At 49.4% G+C, this 18,902-nt stretch carries 18 protein-coding genes; 14 read left to right on the forward strand and 4 right to left on the reverse strand.

Going from position 1 to position 18,902, the window contains the following annotated elements; genetic code table 11:
* Position 1 precedes the first annotated feature (1 nt).
* Both asd and rsgA read right to left on the reverse strand, forming a co-directional pair.
* The gene (gene asd / locus XMM312_RS02440; RefSeq protein WP_173480692.1) at positions 2-862 is read right to left on the reverse strand and encodes an archaetidylserine decarboxylase; all 861 of its coding nucleotides are present in this window, start codon (positions 860-862) and stop codon (positions 2-4) included.
* A gap of 65 nt (positions 863-927) precedes the next feature.
* Positions 928-1,965 (reverse strand): small ribosomal subunit biogenesis GTPase RsgA, encoded by a 1,038-nt coding sequence (gene rsgA / locus XMM312_RS02445; RefSeq protein WP_173480693.1) that lies wholly within the window; start codon positions 1,963-1,965, stop codon positions 928-930.
* An 89-nt stretch (positions 1,966-2,054) separates the two neighbouring features.
* Between rsgA and orn the strand changes: the two genes are divergently transcribed.
* Positions 2,055-2,597 carry an oligoribonuclease gene (orn, locus tag XMM312_RS02450; RefSeq protein WP_173484552.1) on the forward strand — a complete coding sequence of 181 codons (543 nt, stop codon included), beginning with the start codon at positions 2,055-2,057 and terminating at the stop codon, positions 2,595-2,597.
* Here the strand turns inward: orn and queG are convergent.
* Entirely contained in the window at positions 2,586-3,719 is a 1,134-nt protein-coding gene (gene queG / locus XMM312_RS02455) for a tRNA epoxyqueuosine(34) reductase QueG (RefSeq protein ID WP_173484551.1), read from the reverse strand. The two genes, orn and queG, sit on opposite strands and share 12 nt — an antisense overlap.
* Positions 3,720-3,785: 66 nt before the next feature.
* On the opposite strand from queG, the gene XMM312_RS02460 reads away from it, so the two are divergent.
* From XMM312_RS02460 to XMM312_RS02515, 12 genes are all read left to right on the forward strand, one after another.
* On the forward strand, positions 3,786-5,261 hold the full coding sequence (locus XMM312_RS02460) for an NAD(P)H-hydrate dehydratase (RefSeq protein ID WP_173484550.1): 1,476 nt from the start codon (positions 3,786-3,788) through the stop codon (positions 5,259-5,261).
* Between the two features lie 7 nt (positions 5,262-5,268).
* Positions 5,269-5,748, forward strand: a complete 480-nt coding sequence (gene tsaE, locus XMM312_RS02465) for a tRNA (adenosine(37)-N6)-threonylcarbamoyltransferase complex ATPase subunit type 1 TsaE (protein ID WP_173488644.1) — start codon at positions 5,269-5,271, stop codon at positions 5,746-5,748.
* Positions 5,749-5,774: 26 nt separating this feature from the next.
* Positions 5,775-7,115: an N-acetylmuramoyl-L-alanine amidase gene (locus XMM312_RS02470; RefSeq protein ID WP_254442794.1), complete on the forward strand. Its 1,341-nt coding sequence runs from the start codon at positions 5,775-5,777 to the stop codon at positions 7,113-7,115.
* A 1-nt stretch (position 7,116) separates the two neighbouring features.
* On the forward strand, positions 7,117-8,994 hold the full coding sequence (mutL, locus tag XMM312_RS02475) for a DNA mismatch repair endonuclease MutL (protein WP_173483575.1): 1,878 nt from the start codon (positions 7,117-7,119) through the stop codon (positions 8,992-8,994).
* Complete coding sequence (miaA, locus tag XMM312_RS02480) at positions 8,994-9,917, forward strand: tRNA (adenosine(37)-N6)-dimethylallyltransferase MiaA (protein WP_371743459.1); 924 nt, start codon at positions 8,994-8,996, stop codon at positions 9,915-9,917. Before mutL ends, miaA begins: the two co-directional genes overlap by 1 nt.
* A 112-nt stretch (positions 9,918-10,029) precedes the next feature.
* Entirely contained in the window at positions 10,030-10,269 is a 240-nt protein-coding gene (gene hfq / locus XMM312_RS02485; protein ID WP_173480700.1) for an RNA chaperone Hfq, read from the forward strand.
* Positions 10,270-10,278: 9 nt separating this feature from the next.
* Entirely contained in the window at positions 10,279-11,583 is a 1,305-nt protein-coding gene (hflX, locus tag XMM312_RS02490) for a ribosome rescue GTPase HflX (protein WP_173480701.1), read from the forward strand.
* 44 nt (positions 11,584-11,627) lie between these two features.
* A complete protein-coding gene (gene hflK, locus XMM312_RS02495; protein WP_173480702.1) occupies positions 11,628-12,830 on the forward strand; it encodes an FtsH protease activity modulator HflK in 1,203 nt (400 codons plus the stop codon).
* Between the two features lies 1 nt (position 12,831).
* The gene (hflC, locus tag XMM312_RS02500; RefSeq protein WP_173483577.1) at positions 12,832-13,713 is read left to right on the forward strand and encodes a protease modulator HflC; all 882 of its coding nucleotides are present in this window, start codon (positions 12,832-12,834) and stop codon (positions 13,711-13,713) included.
* A gap of 103 nt (positions 13,714-13,816) precedes the next feature.
* A complete protein-coding gene (locus XMM312_RS02505) occupies positions 13,817-14,011 on the forward strand; it encodes a DUF2065 domain-containing protein (protein WP_173480704.1) in 195 nt (64 codons plus the stop codon).
* A 21-nt stretch (positions 14,012-14,032) separates the two neighbouring features.
* A complete protein-coding gene (locus XMM312_RS02510; protein WP_173483579.1) occupies positions 14,033-15,208 on the forward strand; it encodes an ATP phosphoribosyltransferase regulatory subunit in 1,176 nt (391 codons plus the stop codon).
* 23 nt (positions 15,209-15,231) lie between these two features.
* Positions 15,232-16,527 carry an adenylosuccinate synthase gene (locus XMM312_RS02515; protein ID WP_173483580.1) on the forward strand — a complete coding sequence of 432 codons (1,296 nt, stop codon included), beginning with the start codon at positions 15,232-15,234 and terminating at the stop codon, positions 16,525-16,527.
* Between the two features lie 207 nt (positions 16,528-16,734).
* Here XMM312_RS02515 and XMM312_RS02520 read toward each other — a convergent pair whose 3' ends face one another.
* Positions 16,735-18,255, reverse strand: coding sequence for an aldehyde dehydrogenase family protein (locus XMM312_RS02520; RefSeq protein ID WP_173488645.1), 1,521 nt, complete (start codon positions 18,253-18,255; stop codon positions 16,735-16,737).
* 191 nt (positions 18,256-18,446) lie between these two features.
* Between XMM312_RS02520 and XMM312_RS02525 the strand changes: the two genes are divergently transcribed.
* Positions 18,447-18,899, forward strand: a complete 453-nt coding sequence (locus tag XMM312_RS02525; protein WP_173483759.1) for a GNAT family N-acetyltransferase — start codon at positions 18,447-18,449, stop codon at positions 18,897-18,899.
* Positions 18,900-18,902: the final 3 nt, after the last annotated feature.

Here is an 18,902-nt window from a genome sequence, read left to right on the forward strand (position 1 = left end):
CTTAAGACTCTGTTTGATGGGCAATGACTTCACCCATCTTGACCGGTGCGCCGGCCGCTAGATGGTCGCGCCAATTGATTACGCCTTCAGGGTAGAGAAGGATCACCGTTGAACCGAGTTTGAATCGGCCCATTTCTGCACCTTTCTCCAGTAGAAGAGGGGCGTCAGCTTCTGTGCTAAACAGTTTCATAGCCTCTTTTTTGAGAGGGGCTACCTGGCCACTCCAGACGGTCTCTATACCGGCAACAATCATTGCGCCGACGAGTACCATCGCCATTGGGCCACGCTCTGTCTCAAATAGACAGACTAGGCGTTCATTACGAGCAAACAGGCTGTCAACATTGTTGGCTGTGGTTTGGTTGACCGAGAAAAGATCACCAGGAACGTAGTAGGCCTCTTTAAGTGCACCGGCTACTGGCATGTGTACGCGGTGGTAATCTTTTGGTGATAGGTAGATGGTCGCGAACTCGCCATTGATGAAGGGTTTTGCTCGCTCGGTACAACCACCCAGCAGAGAAACAGCGCTGTAACTATGTCCCTTTGCTTGCAAAATACGCCCATATTGAAGGGTACCCATCTCTGAGATTGCCCCGTCAGCCGGTGAAACTACGACATCCTCGCCCTCAGCAATCGGTCTAGCTCCCTCTTTAAGGGCGCGAGTGAAGAAGTCATTGAAGTTGATGAACTGTTCCGGTTGCTGGCGCTCCGCTTCACTCATATCGACGTTAAACTGTTTAATAAATCGTTGAATAATCCAGTTCTTAATACGACTATTTGTGCACTCAGCTAGGCGACCAACGGCACGTGATAACAAGTGCTGTGGCACGATGTATTGAAACAGAATGAACAGTTTATCTTTCACTAAAAACTCCGCCTGAGTGATTCTTTAAATTGAGTAGAGATGATACCTGAGCTAGGGCTTTTTCACTATCGAACCGTGAAGTCAGACTCCAACATGGAGTCCAAAATCTGTTTATAACTGAAAAAACGCTGCTCGCTGATGACGCCCATATCGATCGCATCATAGAAGGCACAGCCAGGTTCCTGTTCGTGCTTACAGTCTCTGAACTTGCAGTGGCCAGTGACCTGGCGAAACTCCTTAAATCCGTCAATCAGATCGTTAGGATCAATGTGCCATAGACCAAATTCACGGATGCCAGGAGAGTCGATGAGATCGCCCCCTTCGGGTATGTGGAATAGACGAGCAGTGGTCGTTGTATGTTTCCCGGTTCGATTCGACTCAGATAGGGCGCCCACTTTCAGATCAACGCCAGGCAGTAGCGCATTGACCAGCGACGATTTACCCACACCAGACTGTCCAACAAAGACGGTCGTGCGATCTTTTAAGAACTCGTGCAGCTCATCTAAGCCGTTGGAGTTCTCTGTGGATGCATAGATGGTGCGGTAGCCAATTTCGGCATAGCTATCCAGAAGAGGTATCAATCGTTCACGATGCTTGTCATCGAGTAGATCGGTCTTATTTAAGACAATAATAGGCTCTATGCCAGAGAGTTCAGAGGCAACTAAGTAACGATCAATCAGGTTGGCGTGCGCATGGGGTTCGACGGCGATGACTATTAATATTGCATCGATGTTGGCTGCGACTGGCTTCAACTCACCATGATTGTTTGGGCGCTTAAGTTCAGAGTGGCGATCCTCAACAGCGACGACCACACCCGCATCGGGGGAGGGACGCCAGATCACTCTATCCCCGGTCACCAATTGCCCTAGGTGGGTACGCATATGGCAGCGAATGATTTCACCGCTACGATCGCCATCTAAGGCTTCAATATCGACCTGTTTTCCGTAGTGCGAGATGATCAGGCCACGCTGTTCGGCACCTAAATCGCCCCCTTCGAGTTGTGAGTCGATTTGAGTGTCACGTTTATTGGCTCGAGCGGCACGCTCTTCTTGAATCTTCTTAATACGCCATGCTTGGCGGCGATTAACTTTACGTTGCGCCATTCAATCTCTGCTAAATCGCTGTGTTAGTCGGTATACTGTGCATCATACTTTGTTCATAAAAGATTAGACACTTTAAAGGGAGTTTTGGCATGTCACGACAAGATAATCTTATCTGGATCGATCTAGAGATGACGGGTCTGGATGTCGAGCGTGAGCGCATCATTGAGATGGCTGCGATTGTGACCGACTCTGAATTGAACACTCTAGCCGAAGGTCCTGTGATTACCGTTCACCAATCCGATGCACTGATTGATGCCATGGATGAGTGGAATACAAAGCAGCATGGTGGCTCAGGTTTGATTGAACGAGTTAAACAGAGCCGTACCAGTGAGTCCGAAGCAGAACAGCAGATGTTGGCGTTTTTGAGAGAGCATGTCGACCAGGGTGCTTCGCCGATTTGTGGAAACTCTATCCATCAAGATCGTAAGTTTTTGCATCGTTACATGCCCGAACTAGAAGCCTTCTTCCACTACCGTAATTTGGATGTCAGCACGCTGAAAGAGCTGGCACGCCGCTGGCGCCCTGATGTGACTGAAAAGGTGGTTAAAAAGGGGGCTCATTTAGCCCTGGATGATATTCGTGACTCCATTGAAGAGTTAAAAGTCTATCGTGAGCACTTTTTACAGGTCTAAACGTTGAGCAAGTGGGAAATCGATAATTTTCAGTGCGTTCGCATCGGCCGTTCGATTTCTTAAATGCTCAACCGCCCATTGAGCGTGCTCTTTTATTAGCGCGCTCTCGTTAGAGGCTAAACAAGCTTCAAGCAGCTCAATGACTCTGTCACCACCCTTACTGTTGCCTAGGGCTACCGCAATGTTTCGTTTAAATCCCTGGTAGCCCGTTCTGCGAATGGCTGATCCTTCAGTTCTTTGTAGAAAGGTCTCTTCGCTCCACTGAAACAGCTCAATCAGATCGATATCGTCGAGTTGATGGCGTGGCGAGAAATCACACTCCTGGGTGTGCTGAGCAAAACGGTTCCACGGGCAGACCAGTTGGCAATCGTCGCAGCCAAAGATGCGATTGCCCATCAGCGGGCGTAACTCTTCTGGAATACTGCCAGAGTACTCTATGGTCAAATAGGAGATGCATCGTCGAGCATCCAGCTCATAGGGTTTGGGGAATGCATTGGTGGGACAAACATCCAAACAAGCGGTGCATGAACCGCAGTGTGAAGCCGTTTCGGGTGGGTCGATGGGCAGCTCGACATCGGTAAACAGTGAGCCTAAAAAAAACCAAGACCCTGCAGTTTGATTGAGTAGCAGTGTGTTTTTGCCGATCCAGCCCAACCCCGCGTCACGCGCAAGAGGGCGCTCTAAGATTGGGGCACTGTCTACAAAAGGGCGGAAGTTAATAGAGGTTTGGCACTGTTCCTCTAACCACTGTCCTAGCTGTTTAATGCGTTTTCGAATCAACTTGTGATAATCACGACCTAATGCGTAACGTGCTATGTAACCCTTGTCGGCATTGGTCAACGTTTTGAACAGGCTGACATCGGCAGGAAGGTAGTCCATACGCAGTAGAACAACGCGCTGAGTGCCTTCAACCAGCAGGGTTGGGTCGATTCGTTTTTCGAAATGCTCGGCAAGAAACCCCATTTCACCCTGGTAGTGCTTATCCAGCCAGCAACGTAGGTGGCTCGCTTCATGTTGTAGATCTGGCAGGGTGATTGCACACTGCTGAAAACCAAGCTGCTTCGCTCTCTCTTTTAAACCTTCAGCAATATTGGACAGTTCGATCTTGTGCACGCGAGTCATTATCAGTTTGTTTTCATGATGAGGTGTTACTATACGTTAATTAAGTCAGCATCAGGAGTGCTTCGAATGAATGAGTCCCCAATTGGCTCTTCGCTCTTTACTGCCGCTCAATGCAAAGTGATTGATCGCTTGGCCATTGAGTCTATGCCGATACCAGGTTATCAATTGATGTGTCGTGCTGCACGATCAGCGCAACACTGGATCACAAGACTCTACCCAAAGGCCAGCTCGTTTACTGTTGTATGTGGTGCAGGCAATAATGGCGGGGATGGATTGGCGTTAGCCAAGCTGCTGTATGAGACAGGTCATGCTGTGACAGTTACTCTGGCGAGCACTGATTTTGAAGTTCAGCTAACCGGTGAAGCTCTGGAGGCGTGGAATGACCTGCCTGATGACCTTCCAAAACACCCTTTTGATAGTGCTCTTACTGATGAGTCAGATCTCATCGTTGATGCTCTGCTAGGGATCGGTCTAAATGGCGAGGTTCGCTCAGACTCAGCTGCTGTTATTCATTGGATTAACCGGCAGCAAAGGCCTGTGTTTTCTTTGGATATCCCATCAGGCCTGTCGGCTGATACTGGATCTGTCTTGGGTTCTGCCGTTAAGGCCGATGCGACCTTGACCTTTATCGCTCCCAAGCAGGGGATGTTTATCAATCAAGCGCGTGACTATGTTGGTCGTGTGATGGTGGATAGCTTGGGCGTGCCAGCAGAGCTCTTCCCAGAGTCACAGAGTCAATTGATCTCTGAACCATTGAGCCAAATGGCTCCACTGAATCGCGCTGCGCACAAAGGCAGTCAAGGGTCCCTCGTAGTAATTGGCGGTGATTTTGGGTTTGGCGGAGCACCGATGCTATCGAGTGAAGCTGCGCTCAGAACAGGGGCGGGGCGGGTCACGCTACTGACCAATAGTGAATCGGCGGTCACAGCGATGCTCTCTCGTACGCCAGAGGTGATGGTGCGTTTAGCCAGTGACATTGCGGCCTTTGAGTCGATGATTCAATCCATGGATGCCATCGCGATAGGGCCCGGTTTGGGGCAGAGCGATTGGGCTCTCAGCTGTTTAGAAAGGGTCAACTCTTTAGATAAACCGACTGTGGTGGATGCGGATGCACTGAACCTTATTGCACAGAATAAAGTTGGTTTTCATCCTCATGCTGTCTTTACGCCACACCCCGGTGAGGCTGCTAGATTGTTGGGCTGTTCTATAGCAGAAGTCCAGTCTGACCCTGTCGGGAGTGCATTTGCGCTTCAGAGCCAGTTGGGTGGTGTCATCGTGTTAAAAGGTGCCGGCAGCATTGTCTGCAATGGTCATAAAGCCTTTATCTGCAACCTAGGCAATCCAGGTATGGCAACGGCTGGGATGGGGGATCTGCTTTCTGGTATCATCGCAACGTTTTTGGCGCAGGGCTACTCTCTGTTAGATTCTGCGCAGATAGGTGTTTGGCTCCATGCTAAAGCGGGTGATATGGCCAGTGCCGAGGGTGAAAGAGGGTTGATTGCGACAGACCTTCTTCCTCATATCAGAAGTTTATTAGGGTAATGAATTCGTGACACAATCGATCTCATGGTCTCTTGCAGATGAGGCTGAAACAATCGTTGCTGGTGCATTGATTTCCCGTGCAATGAGTTCGGGGGTCCTCTTTCTGCATGGCAACCTTGGCATGGGTAAGACGACCCTCGCACGTGGTGTAATTCAGTCGTTAGGCCATCAAGGCGCAGTGAAGAGTCCTACCTACACGTTGGTAGAACCTTATGAGTTTGATGATCGTAGGGTCTATCACTTCGACCTTTACCGCTTGGGTGATCCTGAAGAGCTCGAGTATATGGGGATTCGCGACTATTTTGAGAACAGTTCGCTCTGTTTGGTGGAGTGGTCAGAGAAGGGCGAAGGTTTCTTGCCGGCAGCTGATCTAGATCTCTTCCTTGAACCCGAAGCATTGGGACGTAAAATAACAATCTACGCTCGCACCGAGTTAGGTCAATCCATTGTGCAGAGACTCCAAGAGTTGAGGTCTGTTAAGGCTTAATGATGTTATTAAGGAATCAATCAGCGTTGAATCAGTTTAAGAGACTCTTCTTTGGTTGCGCTCTGTTAGTGCTTCCTCTGCTCTCTTGGGCTGCTTCGGTTGATAGTTTGCGCTTGTGGCAGTCGCCTGACAGCACTCGATTGGTCTTTGATCTGGATAGCTCCACCGAACACTCCCTGTTTACCCTCGATAATCCGGATCGAATTGTTATTGATATACCCAAGGGTCGAGCGAAATCCAATTTTAGTACCGTTGATTTGACGGGAAGTCCTATCAGTCGCATTCGAACCGGTGAACAGAGTGATAAGTTGCGTATCGTTCTAGATCTATCGCAACCGGTGAAACCCTCGAGTTTTACGTTAGCGCCAAATGAGAAGTATGGGGATCGATTGGTAATCGACCTGGCACATCAAGGTGGAGCGCAATTAAAACCCACTGCGCCGCCTAAGCCTGTGACACTGCCTATAGGACAGCGCGAAATTGTTGTTGTATTAGATGCGGGGCATGGTGGCGAAGATCCGGGTGCGCTTGGCCCCGGACGCCTTAAAGAGAAGCAGGTTGTTCTCGCCATCACCAAAGAGGTTAAAAAGCTGATTGATCAGCAGCCGGGCTTTCGTGCTGAGCTAACACGAACCGGTGATTACTTTATCCGCCTTCGTGATCGTACCAAGAAAGCGCGCCAAAAAAATGCCGACCTGTTTGTATCGATTCATGCAGACGCCGCACAAAATAAGCGGGCACGTGGAGCCTCTGTCTGGGTTCTTTCAAACCGCGGTGCCACCAGTGAGATGGGTCGTTGGCTGGCGAAAAAAGAGAACGCAGCTGATTTAATCGGCGGTGTCGGTAGTGTCAGTCTTGAAGATAAAGATGAGACGCTCGCCAGTGTGCTGCTGGATATGTCGATGACCTATGCGCGTACCAGTAGCTCAGAGGTGGCGCTAGCGGTTCATCAGAACATCGCGCGCTTTGCCAAAATGCACAAAAGCTACGTGGAGAAAGCGGGGTTTGTGGTGCTTAAATCTCCTGACATCCCCTCCATTCTTGTTGAAACGGGCTTCATTTCGAATTCACAAGAGGCTAAAAAGCTTCGTGATCCTAAGTACCAAAAGCGGATGGCGAAAGCGATTGCGGACGGCATTATTAGTCATTTTTGGAAGCGCCCGCCCGCGGCTACGCTTGTCGCCTCTTTGAAGGCTCAGGGGAAAATGCCTAAGGATATTAATCGTAGCCATAAAGTGGTTCCGGGTGACAGTCTCTCAATGATTGCCGAGCGTAATGGCGTCAGTTTGGACGCACTGCGTCGTTATAATAATTTGAAGTCTGATCGTATTAGAGTAGGTCAGGTTCTAAAGATACCTGCAGGTTAATATGAGCAGTCGAATACATCTTTTATCGCCGCAGTTAGCCAACCAGATCGCTGCCGGTGAAGTGGTAGAACGCCCCGCATCCGTCGTCAAGGAGGTTTTGGAAAATGCCATCGATGCGGGTGCAGAAAAGATCTCGGTCGAGGTTGAACAGGGCGGTGTGAAGCTGATCCGTATTCGTGATGATGGTAAGGGGATCGATAAAGAGGATCTGCCACTGGCGTTGAGTCGTCATGCGACTTCAAAGATCACAGCGCTTGAGGATCTTGAAGCGGTGGCAAGCCTCGGCTTTCGCGGTGAGGCACTGGCCAGTATCAGTTCGGTCTCTCGTTTAACTCTCACGTCGCGCTCAGTCGATGATAATAGCGCCTGGCAGGTCAAGGCGGAGGGGCGGGACATGGTCGCTGAGGTATCACCTGCAGCTCATCCGCAAGGGACAACCGTTGAGATGCGCGACCTGTTCTTTAATACCCCTGCGCGCCGTAAATTTTTGAAGACAGAGAATACTGAGTATCGACACCTTGAAGAGGTGGTTAAACGTCTAGCATTGAGTCGTTTCGATCTTCAGTTTCAGCTCAGCAATAACAACCGTGTGGTGCATCAACTGAAGCCGGCCAACAGTGAGCAGATGCGAGAGCGCCGTATAGCCTCACTGTTAGGATCTGGCTTTATTGATAATGCACTCAGCTTAGACATCAGTGCAGAAGCTTCAGGTCTCAGATTGTGGGGTTGGATCGGTTTGCCAACCTATTCACGCTCGCAAGCTGATCAGCAATATTTCTTTGTTAATGGACGTATCATTCGTGACAAACTGGTGACTCATGCTATTCGCCAAGCCTATGCAGACGTTCTCTATAACGGTCGACACCCTTGTTATGTTCTCTATCTAGAGCTCGATCCGGCGCTGGTTGATGTCAACGTACACCCAACCAAACATGAAGTTCGATTCCGAGAAGGGCGCTTAGTTCACGATTTCATATTCCGTACCATTCACCGGGTGATCGCGGAAACGCGTCCCGGTGAACAGAACAGCGATACCTCTGTGTCATCCCTTTTGCAGGGGCAGGCTCAACCGATTCAGCAGCAGTTTGATCAGCAGCGCATCTCACTTCAGTCAACCGGTTCAGGTACTGGGCTAGGTAGTAGCACTTCAGGGATTAACTTCTCTAATTACGTTCGACCTGCAACGCCATCAGCCGGTGAGGTGAAGCAGCAGCTAGCCGGTTATGGGGCTCTTCATCCTACCTCTACACTGAATCAGGATGGTTCATTGAACCCGTCGTCAGAGACTCAAGATATTCCCCCAATGGGTTTTGCATTGGCGCAACTGCATGGCATCTACATTTTGTCCCAAACTGCAGAAGGACTCATCTTGGTCGATATGCACGCCGCGCATGAACGTATTGTTTACGAGCGAATGAAGAGTGCATGGGAATCTGATGGATTGCGCAGTCAGCCGCTATTGGTTCCGGTTACTCTGAATTTAAGTGAAGCCGAAGTGGATATTGCTGAAGAGCGCTCCGAGGTGTTTGCTAAGTTAGGCTTCTCTGTTGAGCGAATGGGCCAAGAGTCTGTTGTGATTCGTGAAGTGCCTGTTGCACTGGCTCGATCGGATGTTTCGCTCTTGGTTCGTGATGTTCTATCCGATATGAAGGTTTATGGCAGTAGCAGCCGTATTGAAGAGAGCATTAATGAGCTGTTGGCGACCATGGCATGCCATGGCTCGGTTCGGGCCAACCGCCAGCTTACGCTACCAGAGATGAATGCTCTATTGCGTGATATGGAAGCGACTGAACGAAGTGGTCAGTGCAACCACGGCCGTCCTACCTATGTGCAGATGACCATGAATGAGCTGGATAAGCTCTTCCTAAGGGGGCAGTAGTGGCCGAAAAGTTGCCAGTACTCTTTTTGATGGGGCCAACAGCCTCAGGCAAAACGGACCTTGCCCTTAATCTGTTTGATCATATGGACGTTGAGATTATCAGTGTTGATAGTGCTCTTATATACCGAGAGATGGATATTGGTACGGCCAAACCTGATCGCGAGACATTGGAAAAGTACCCGCATGCGTTGGTGGATATTTTAGATGCAACAGAGGTCTATTCAGCCTCAGACTTTGCTGAGGATGCACGTCAATTAATCGATCAAGCACACGCGCAGGGCAAGTTGCCTGTTCTTGTGGGGGGGAGCATTCTCTACTTTAAGGCGTTGGCAGAAGGGTTGGCAAAACTCCCCGAAGCCAATGCAGAGATCAGAGCGGAGATTGAGGCTCAGGCTGAGCAGGAGGGTTGGCCGGCCGTTCACGCTCGCTTAGCTCAGTTAGATCCGGCTTCGGGTGAGCGTTTGGGGCCCAACGATCAACAGCGAATCCAGCGTGCATTGGAAGTCTTTCTGATGACAGGCCGAAGTATTGATAGCCACTGGCAGGAACAGAAAGCCCTAGAGTTGCCGTGGAACCTCATTCCCGTCGCGTTAATGCCAGAAGATCGCGCTCAACTGCATCAGCGTATTGAGCTGCGTTTCAAGCTGATGTTGGAGCAAGGCTTTGAGGCGGAAGTGGTTAGGCTTCGTCAGCGTGGGGATCTGAATCTGAATCTGCCTTCAATGCGTTGTGTTGGTTATCGCCAAATGTGGCAGTATTTGGAGGGTGAATTGGATTGGCAAGAGATGCACCATAAAGGAGTGGTAGCGACACGTCAGCTAGCTAAACGTCAGATGACATGGTTGCGCAGCTGGCAGGGTGCAGAGGTGATTGATCCCTTTGGTGAAAATCTTTTTAAGAAAACTTTGGCATTGATTCCATGAATCTAATATCATTTTATCTCTACGTAATGGCTGTATCGAGGATTGTCTCGAGCCTGAAATGTTGGGCGGCGGTTGTAGATTCTTAATAACGATTACTCTAAAGGTGATGACTATGTCAAAAGGGCAAACCCTACAAGACCCTTACTTGAACGTTCTGCGCAAAGAGCGCGTTCCAGTATCAATCTTCCTAGTGAACGGCATCAAGCTACAAGGCCAAATTGAGTCTTTCGATCAATTTGTCATTCTGCTTAAAAACACCGTTAGCCAGATGGTCTACAAGCACGCTGTTTCTACAGTGGTTCCATCTCGTCCTGTAAAACTACCTCAGGTTGACGAAAAGCCAGCTGACTGAGGTTTCTAATTGTTTTTCGATCGTCCCGAATCGGGCGAGACAGCGATTCTCGTCCACATTGATTTCCCTGGACCTAATGCGAATGACAATCCTAGAGAGCTAGAAGAGCTGGCTCTCTCTGCCGGTGCTGATCCCGTTGAGTATCTCTTCGGGACTCGCTCCGAACCCAGTTCAAAATTCTTTTTAGGCAAAGGTAAGGTTGAAGAGCTTGCAGAGCTCGTGCGCCTGCATGATGCCAAACTGGTTATCTTTGATCATTCTCTAACCCCCGGCCAAGAACGAAATATCGAACGTGAAATTGAGTGTCGAGTGCTTGATCGTACAGGCCTGATTCTTGATATTTTCGCACAACGCGCTCGAACCCATGAGGGGAAGCTGCAGGTTGAGTTGGCTCAGCTTGAACATATGTCGACTCGCCTAATCAGAGGTTGGACCCACCTTGAGCGTCAAAAGGGTGGTATCGGTCTGCGTGGCCCTGGTGAAACCCAGCTTGAAACCGACCGACGTCTACTGCGCGCCAGAATTAAAGCGATTACCGGTCGCCTAGAGAAGGTTCGTAAGCAGCGAGAACAGGGCCGTAGAGCACGTGCCCGTGCAGAGATTCCGACGCTCTCTTTGGTTGGTTACACCAACGCAGGTAAATCGACACTGTTTAATCGAATTACCGAAGCGGACGTCTATGCAGCCGACCAGCTGTTTGCGACACTCGATCCAACCCTAAGAAAGTTAGAGCTAAGTGATATTGGTTCAGTTATTTTGGCTGACACGGTTGGATTTATCCGAGACCTCCCCCATAAACTAGTAGAGTCCTTTCGTGCGACCCTTCAAGAGACGGTTGAAGCTACACTGCTTCTTCATGTCATTGATGCGGTGGATGAAGAGCGTCGTGAGCACATTGCACAAGTTAATAATGTGTTACACGAGATAGGGGCGGATGAAGTTCCTACACTGGAGGTCTACAATAAAATTGATGGACTCGAGGGTGTAGAGCCTCGTATCGATCGAGATGATCAAGGCGTGCCTGTTAGGGTTTGGTTATCGGCTAGAACCGGTGTAGGTACTGATCTTCTTGTTCAAGCACTGCGCGAGCGTCTGGCCAATGATATGTTCCACGAAATTGTGGAGCTTGATCATAACCAGGGGCAGTTCAGAGCCATGCTCTTTGCACAAAACGCGGTGGTCGATGAACAGTTTACCGATGACGGTCGTATTAGGTTAGAGGTAAGGCTCCAAGAGAAGGAGCTGAGAAAGATTTTAAGCCGTTTAGATATTCCGCATGAGCGCTATCTGCCGGCTGAAGAAGAGCAGTGGTAACAAGTTTAGCTTGTTTTAGATTTTTAAAGTAATGGAGCAATACTATGGCTTGGAATGAGCCCGGTGGTCGTAAAGACAACCAGGATCCATGGAACTCAGGTGGCAATAATGGCCGCCGTGGTGGATCAGGCGGCCCTGAACAGGGACCACCCGATCTAGATGAAGCGTTGCAGAAGCTGCAAGAACGCTTGAACTCTATCTTTGGCGGTAAACGCTCTGGGGGTTCTGGTGGTTCTAATGGTGGTGATGTTAAAGGACCTGGTGCAGGTTTCTTCGGCATCATTGCTCTGGTTGTAGTGGTTGCTTGGGCTGGCTTTGGTTTCTACACAGTCGATCAACAGGAACGTGGTGTTGTTCTTCGCCTTGGTAAGTACCATGAAACTGTACAGCCAGGTCTGCAGTGGAACCCGCCACTACTGGATGAAGTCACTAAGGTGAATGTGACTCGAGTTCGTACCCACGACCACGGCTCTTTGATGCTGACTCGTGATGAGAACATCGTAAATGTAGAGATGACGGTTCAGTATGTGATCAGTGATCCACGTGCATTTGTTCTTAATGTTCGTGACCCTGAAACCAGTCTGTCACATGCATCTGAATCATCACTTCGCCATACGGTTGGTTCGACTAACCTGGACGGCATCTTGACCGAAGGTCGTGAGATTCTCGCGACACAGGTTCAGGCACGTCTACAAAGCTACATGGACAGTTACGGCACAGGTCTTGCTCTTTCACGTGTCAATATCAAAAACGCTACCGCACCACAGCAGGTTCAAGATGCGTTTGATGACGTGATCAAAGCGCGTGAGGATGAGCAGCGTGTTAAAAACGAGGCGGAAACTTACGCTAACGGTATTGTTCCGGAAGCTCGTGGTACCGCTCAGCGTGTGATCGAAGAAGCGAATGCTTACAAAGAGGAAGTCGTTGCTCGAGCAAGCGGTGAAGCTGATCGTTTCACATCACTTCTGCAAGCATATCAGATGGCTCCTGGTGTCACCCGTGAACGTCTCTACATCGATATGATGCAAGAGGTGTTGGGCAAAACGCCTAAGGTGATGGTGGATGTCGATGGTGGTAATAACATGATGTACCTACCGCTGGATCAATTGATGAAGCGCCAAGCAGATACCATTGCTAACACGCCACGCTCTGTGCGTTTAGATGACTCCAGCATGCGTGAGTTAACGCAGCAGGTGATTAACCGCATCGGCAGCTCAAGCACTAGTACACTACGGGAGGGTCGTTAATATGAAACCGACTTCGATGTTTACATCGGTACTTGCCGTATTGGTGTTGTTGATTGTTAGTAACTCGGTCTACATCGTTAAAGAGACCGAGCGTGGCGTGAAGCTGCAGTTTGGTGAAGTGGTCGAAAGCGATCTAAAACCCGGTCTGCACTTTAAAATTCCATTTGTGAACACCGTTCGTAAGTTCGATGCTCGTGTTCAAACCTTGGATACTCGCCCACAGTCGTTCCTTACCCTAGAGAAAAAACGTCTAGTGGTAGACTCTTACGTTAAGTGGATTATCTCGGATGTAGAGAAGTACTACACCGCAACCTCTGGTGACTCGTTCCGTGCGGCAGATCTTTTGTCGACGCGTATTGAAACCAGTCTGCGTAACCAGTTTGGTACTCGTACACTAACTGAGGTTGTCTCTGGTGAGCGTGAAGAGGTGATGGATACCGTCGTTTCATCACTGACAGAGCTGAGTGAAAAAGAGCTAGGCTTAAGCGTGATTGATGTTCGTGTTAAACGAATCGATCTACCGTCTGAAGTGTCAAACTCGGTCTACCAACGTATGCGCACAGAGCGTGAGCGTCTGGCACGTGAGCTTCGTTCACGTGGTCAAGAGCTTGCAGAAGGTATCCGTGCAGATGCTGACCGTCAGAGCACCGTTATCCTAGCGAACGCTTATCGTGAGTCGGAGGTGACTCGAGGTGAGGGTGATGCAGAAGCGGCACGTATCTATGCAGAAGCATTTAACAAGGACAGTGAATTCTACTCTTTCTACCGCAGTCTTCTTGCCTACAAAGAGTCATTCAATAATGGATCTGATGTACTGCTGCTGAAGCCGGATAGTGAGTTCTTCCGTTACCTGCAGAACGCATCTCCAAACGCGACCAACTAAACCAAGGTCGTGTTAAAAAGCGGGTGCCATTGGCACCCGTTTTCGTGTTAAAATTGATCAACCGGGCGTGCCCCGGTTTTTTTGTGATTTAGCAGTACTTAAGATGTCTGAACTTTGGCACGAGCTTTGGCTCGCATTTTGTTTGGTTTTAGTGATAGAAGGGATCATTCCTTTTCTCTATCCACACCGCTGGCGCTCTATGGTGAGTCAACTGGCGATGGTGAATGATAAGACCCTTCGTGCTTTTGGCCTGGCCTCTATGTTAATAGGCACTGCACTACTCATACTTTCTAAATAAAGAGTATCGGAGTTTTTTATAATGGCGTTGGCTGATCGCTGGCTACTTCCTGACGGTATGAAAGAGTTGCTCCCTCCCGTTGCGCGCGAGGTTGAGCTGGTTCGTCGTCGAGTGTTGGATCTGTTTCATGGCTGGGGGTACGAGTTAGTGATGCCTCCGGTTGCTGAGCACCTTGAGTCACTGTTGACCGGTGTGGGTGGTGACTTAGGTCTGCGTACCTTCAAAGTGACCGATGAGACTTCTGGTCACATGCTCGGTATTCGAGCGGATATTACGCCACAGGTCGCGCGTATTGATGCCCATCGTCTGCGTTCAGATGGCGTGAGCCGTCTCTGTTACTGTGGTTCAGTACTTCACACTCGTGCGGTGAATATGTTGGCATCGCGCAACCCCATGCAGATTGGCGCTGAGTTGTTCGGGCACGAAGGCGTTGACAGTGATGCAGAAGTCATCGCTCTGATGCTCGACACTTTGGTTCAGGTCGGTGTCAAAGGAGCAATCAATCTGGATCTAGGCCATGTAGGTGTATTCACTGAATTGGTTGCCGAAGCGGGTCTTTCTGAAGCGGAGATTGCCAGCTACATCGATATTCTAGAGCGTAAGGCGTTGCCTGAACTGTCGCAATTTGTTGATCAGCTTGATCAATCAGACTCGATCAAAAACAAGCTTGCCGCCTTGGGTACCTTAAATGGCTCAGAGCAGGCGCTGGAGCGTGCACGCGAACTCTTTGCGGATAACGCGGCCATTCTTGCTGCTGTCGATCACGTTGCTGCGATTGCTGATCGTGTTAAAACAGCGCACCCATCAATCGGTATCTACATTGACCTGGGTGAGCTGCGCGGTTACAGCTACCATACAGGTGTTGTTTTCGCAGCCTACTCGCCTAAGTTTGGCCAAGCGCTGGCAAAAGGTGGTCGCTATGACCAGATCGGTGCGGACTTTGGTCGTGCGCGTCCCGCTACTGGCTTCAGTGCCGATCTGAAAACACTGGTTACATTGGCGTTGGATGAAGTGCCAGAGCCAAGTTTGGCGATTTTGGCGCCGAAAATGGAAGATTCATCGTTGGTCCTAGCTGTCGCAGCACTGCGTGCGCAGGGCGAACGAGTGGTTTATGAGCTAGACAATGCAGCAGTGCCAACGCACTGCGATCGTCGTCTGGTAAAAGAAAATTCTGAGTGGACTGTTACCACTCTCTAAGTAAACGAATAGTTGAGATACTAATGGGCAAAAATGTCGTAGTTCTCGGTACCCAATGGGGTGACGAGGGCAAGGGTAAAATCGTTGACCTTCTAACGGATAAAGCATCAGCGGTTGTTCGCTTTCAAGGCGGACACAATGCGGGCCACACTCTGGTAATCGATGGTGAAAAGACCGTCCTTCACCTGATTCCTTCAGGCATTCTTCGTGAAAACGTTCAGTGTTTGATTGGTAACGGTGTGGTGTTGTCTCCGCACGCTCTGTTAAAAGAGATGAAGCAGCTTGAAGAGACCGGTGTTCCTGTTCGTGAACGTCTACGTCTTAGCCCAGCTTGCCCCCTGATTCTGCCTTACCACATTGCGCTGGATCAGGCGCGTGAGATCGCTCGCGGTAATGCCAAGATCGGTACTACAGGTCGTGGTATTGGACCAGCATACGAAGACAAAGTATCTCGCCGTGGTCTACGTCTTGGTGATCTTCAGGATCGCGAGATGTTCGCTAAGAAACTAGAAGAGGTGATGGCGTACCATAACTTCATGCTAGAGAATTACTACAAAGTAGAACCGGTAAGCTACGAAGCGGTCCTTAAAGAGTGTTTCGAAATGGCAGAAGAGTTGCTTCCGCTTGTCGTGGATGTGACCGCTAAACTGCACGAAATGCGTAAAGCGGGTCAAAATATCATGTTTGAAGGGGCGCAGGGCTCTCTTCTTGATATCGACCACGGTACTTACCCATACGTAACCTCTTCGAATACAACGGCGGGTGGTACTTCTACGGGTTCTGGTTTTGGTCCACTCTACCTAGATTACATCCTAGGTATTACTAAAGCTTACACGACACGTGTTGGTGGTGGTCCTTTCCCAACTGAATTGGATTGTGAAATCGGCCAGCGCCTTGCTGAACGTGGCCATGAATTTGGCTCGACTACAGGTCGTGCTCGTCGTTGTGGTTGGTTCGACGCAGTTGCACTGAAACATGCGATTCAAGTGAACTCTGTGTCTGGTATCTGTCTGACTAAACTGGACGTATTGGATGGCCTGGAAGAGATCAAGATCTGTACCGGCTATAAAGATGCTGAAGGTAACGACGTATACTCTTTGAACGGCAGTGAAGATTACGAAAAAGTGACTCCACAGTACCTGTCAGTGCCTGGTTGGAGTGAGTCGACAATCGGTGCTCAAACTCTAGAACAGTTGCCAGAGAATGCGCGTGCATACATCGCTAAGCTCGAAGAGCTAATGGAAGCGCCTATCGACATCGTTTCGACGGGTCCAGACCGTGTTGAAACCATCGTTTTACGTGATCCCTACGACGCGTAATTCGTTGCTTGATACTAGAAAGCCGGCTTAATAAGCCGGCTTTTTTTTGCCAGCAAAGCTGGTATTCCCAGCTCCATTTCATCCGTGAAACCGCTGGATACATCCCATCCTGGATATGCCCAGCTCTATTTCATCCCTGAAACCGCTGGATACATCCCATCCTGGGAATAAAAAAGCCCCCTGGCGGGGGCAAGCACTTTGGAAGCGTTAGAAGAAACCCAGTGGGTTAATGTCGTAACTGATAAGCATGTTCTTGGTCTGTTGGTAGTGATCCAGCATCATCTTGTGCGTTTCACGGCCAACACCTGATTTCTTGTATCCACCAAATGCTGCGTGAGCAGGGTAGAGGTGGTAACAGTTCATCCATACACGACCGGCTTGAATGCCGCGACCCATACGGTATTGAACGTTGCTATCGCGTGTCCATACACCAGCACCAAGACCGAAAGTGGTATCGTTAGCGATTGCCAGTGCTTCCGCTTCGTCTTTGAAGGTACAGACTGAGACAACCGGTCCAAAGATCTCCTCTTGGAAGACGCGCATGTCATTGCTGCCTTTAAGAAGAGTTGGTTGGATGTAGTAGCCTTTGGATAGATCGCCATCCACTGCGTGAACGTCACCACCCATCAATACCTCTGCACCCTCATCACGACCGATCTGTAGGTAGTTAAGAATGCGATCGAACTGCTCTTGTGATGCCTGAGCACCCACCATGGTGTCAGTATCCAGTGGGTTACCACGTTTGATCTGTTTAGCGCGTTCAACCACCATCGCAAGGAACTCGTCTGCAATATCTTCTTGTACAAGAAGACGTGATGGACAGGTACACACTTCACCCTGGTTAAAGAAGGCTAGTACCGCACCCTCAACGGCTTTGCTGACAAATTCAGGTTCAGCGTTCATAACATCCGAGAAGTAGATGTTAGGTGATTTGCCGCCTAGCTCAGTGGTTGATGGAATAATGTTTTCGGCTGCACACTTCATGATGTGTGAGCCAACAGGCGTAGAGCCTGTGAAGGCAATCTTCGCAATGCGTTTGCTGCTAGCCAATGCCTGACCGGCCTCTTCACCAAAGCCGTTTACAATATTAAGTACGCCCGCTGGTAGAAGATCGCCAATCAGCTCCATTAGAACCAAAATTGAGGCAGGAGTCTGCTCTGCAGGCTTAAGAACCACACAGTTACCGGCGGCAAGAGCTGGTGCCAGTTTCCAGGCAGCCATCAGTAGTGGGAAGTTCCATGGGATAATCTGTCCAACCACGCCCAGTGGCTCGTGGAAGTGGTAGGCAACCGTTTTATTATCAATTTCACCAATGCTTCCCTCTTGTGCACGAATACAGCCGGCAAAGTAACGGAAGTGGTCAGAAGAGAGTGGGATATCGGCTGCTAGGGTTTCACGAACGGCTTTACCGTTGTCCCAAGTTTCAGCAACCGCCAGCATTTCACTGTTTGCATCGATAACGTCAGCAATTTTTAACAGTAGGTTAGAGCGTTCTGTAACAGGGGTTGTGCCCCATGCATCTTTAGCTGCTTCAGCAGCATCAATCGCTAGGTTGATATCCTCTTCAGTCGAACGTGGGATTTCACAAATCGCTTCACCGTTTACAGGAGTGTGGTTTGTGAAGTATTGGCCTTTAACTGGTTCTACCCATTGGCCGCCGATGTAGTTGCCGTATTTTGCTTTGAAAGAGACAACAGCGCCTGCGCTGCCTGGATTTGCATAGATCATCGAAGAATCCTCATTTGTTTTTTTTAGTCGAGGGGCTATTGATTAGCCTGACCTCACTATGAAGAGTTTCGATAAGATCCCCTATCGGCCATAAGGCTCTTTTTAATTGGTACTAAAGTACCGTTTTTGAAAGAGCAATGTGGTGTGCGGGAAAGTAGTGATAGAATCGAACTACTTTCAAGGAGTAGTCAGTGACCACAAAACGTTTTCTCAAAACTTTTGACGAGCTATCGATTGATCAGCTTTACAAGATCATGAAACACCGCTCGAACGTTTTTTTCTTAGAGCAGAGCTGTCAATGTGAAGATCTGGATGATAAAGATCAGATTGCGCAGCACCTCTGGTTAGAAAACAGAGCCGGTGAACTGGTTGCCTATGCACGACTCTTCTTACCCAACCAAGTCTATGCTGAATCCTCGATCGGTAGGGTCCTAGTTCCCAAAGCCGAACGGGGAAAAGGGTTTGCAAACACCCTAACAGAAGAGGCGATTCATATACTGGAGACCCTCGCGCCGGGTGTCGCTATTCGCTTGTCGGCACAACTACCCGTCGAGGCGTTTTATCAGCGCTTTGGTTTTCAATCCTATGGTGAAGTCTACGATGAGTGCGGTATTGCTCACATTGGCATGATTCGAGACGCTTAAACC

Source organism: Marinobacterium sp. xm-m-312 (assembly GCF_013283295.1).
Lineage (GTDB): Bacteria > Pseudomonadota > Gammaproteobacteria > Pseudomonadales > Balneatricaceae > Marinobacterium_E.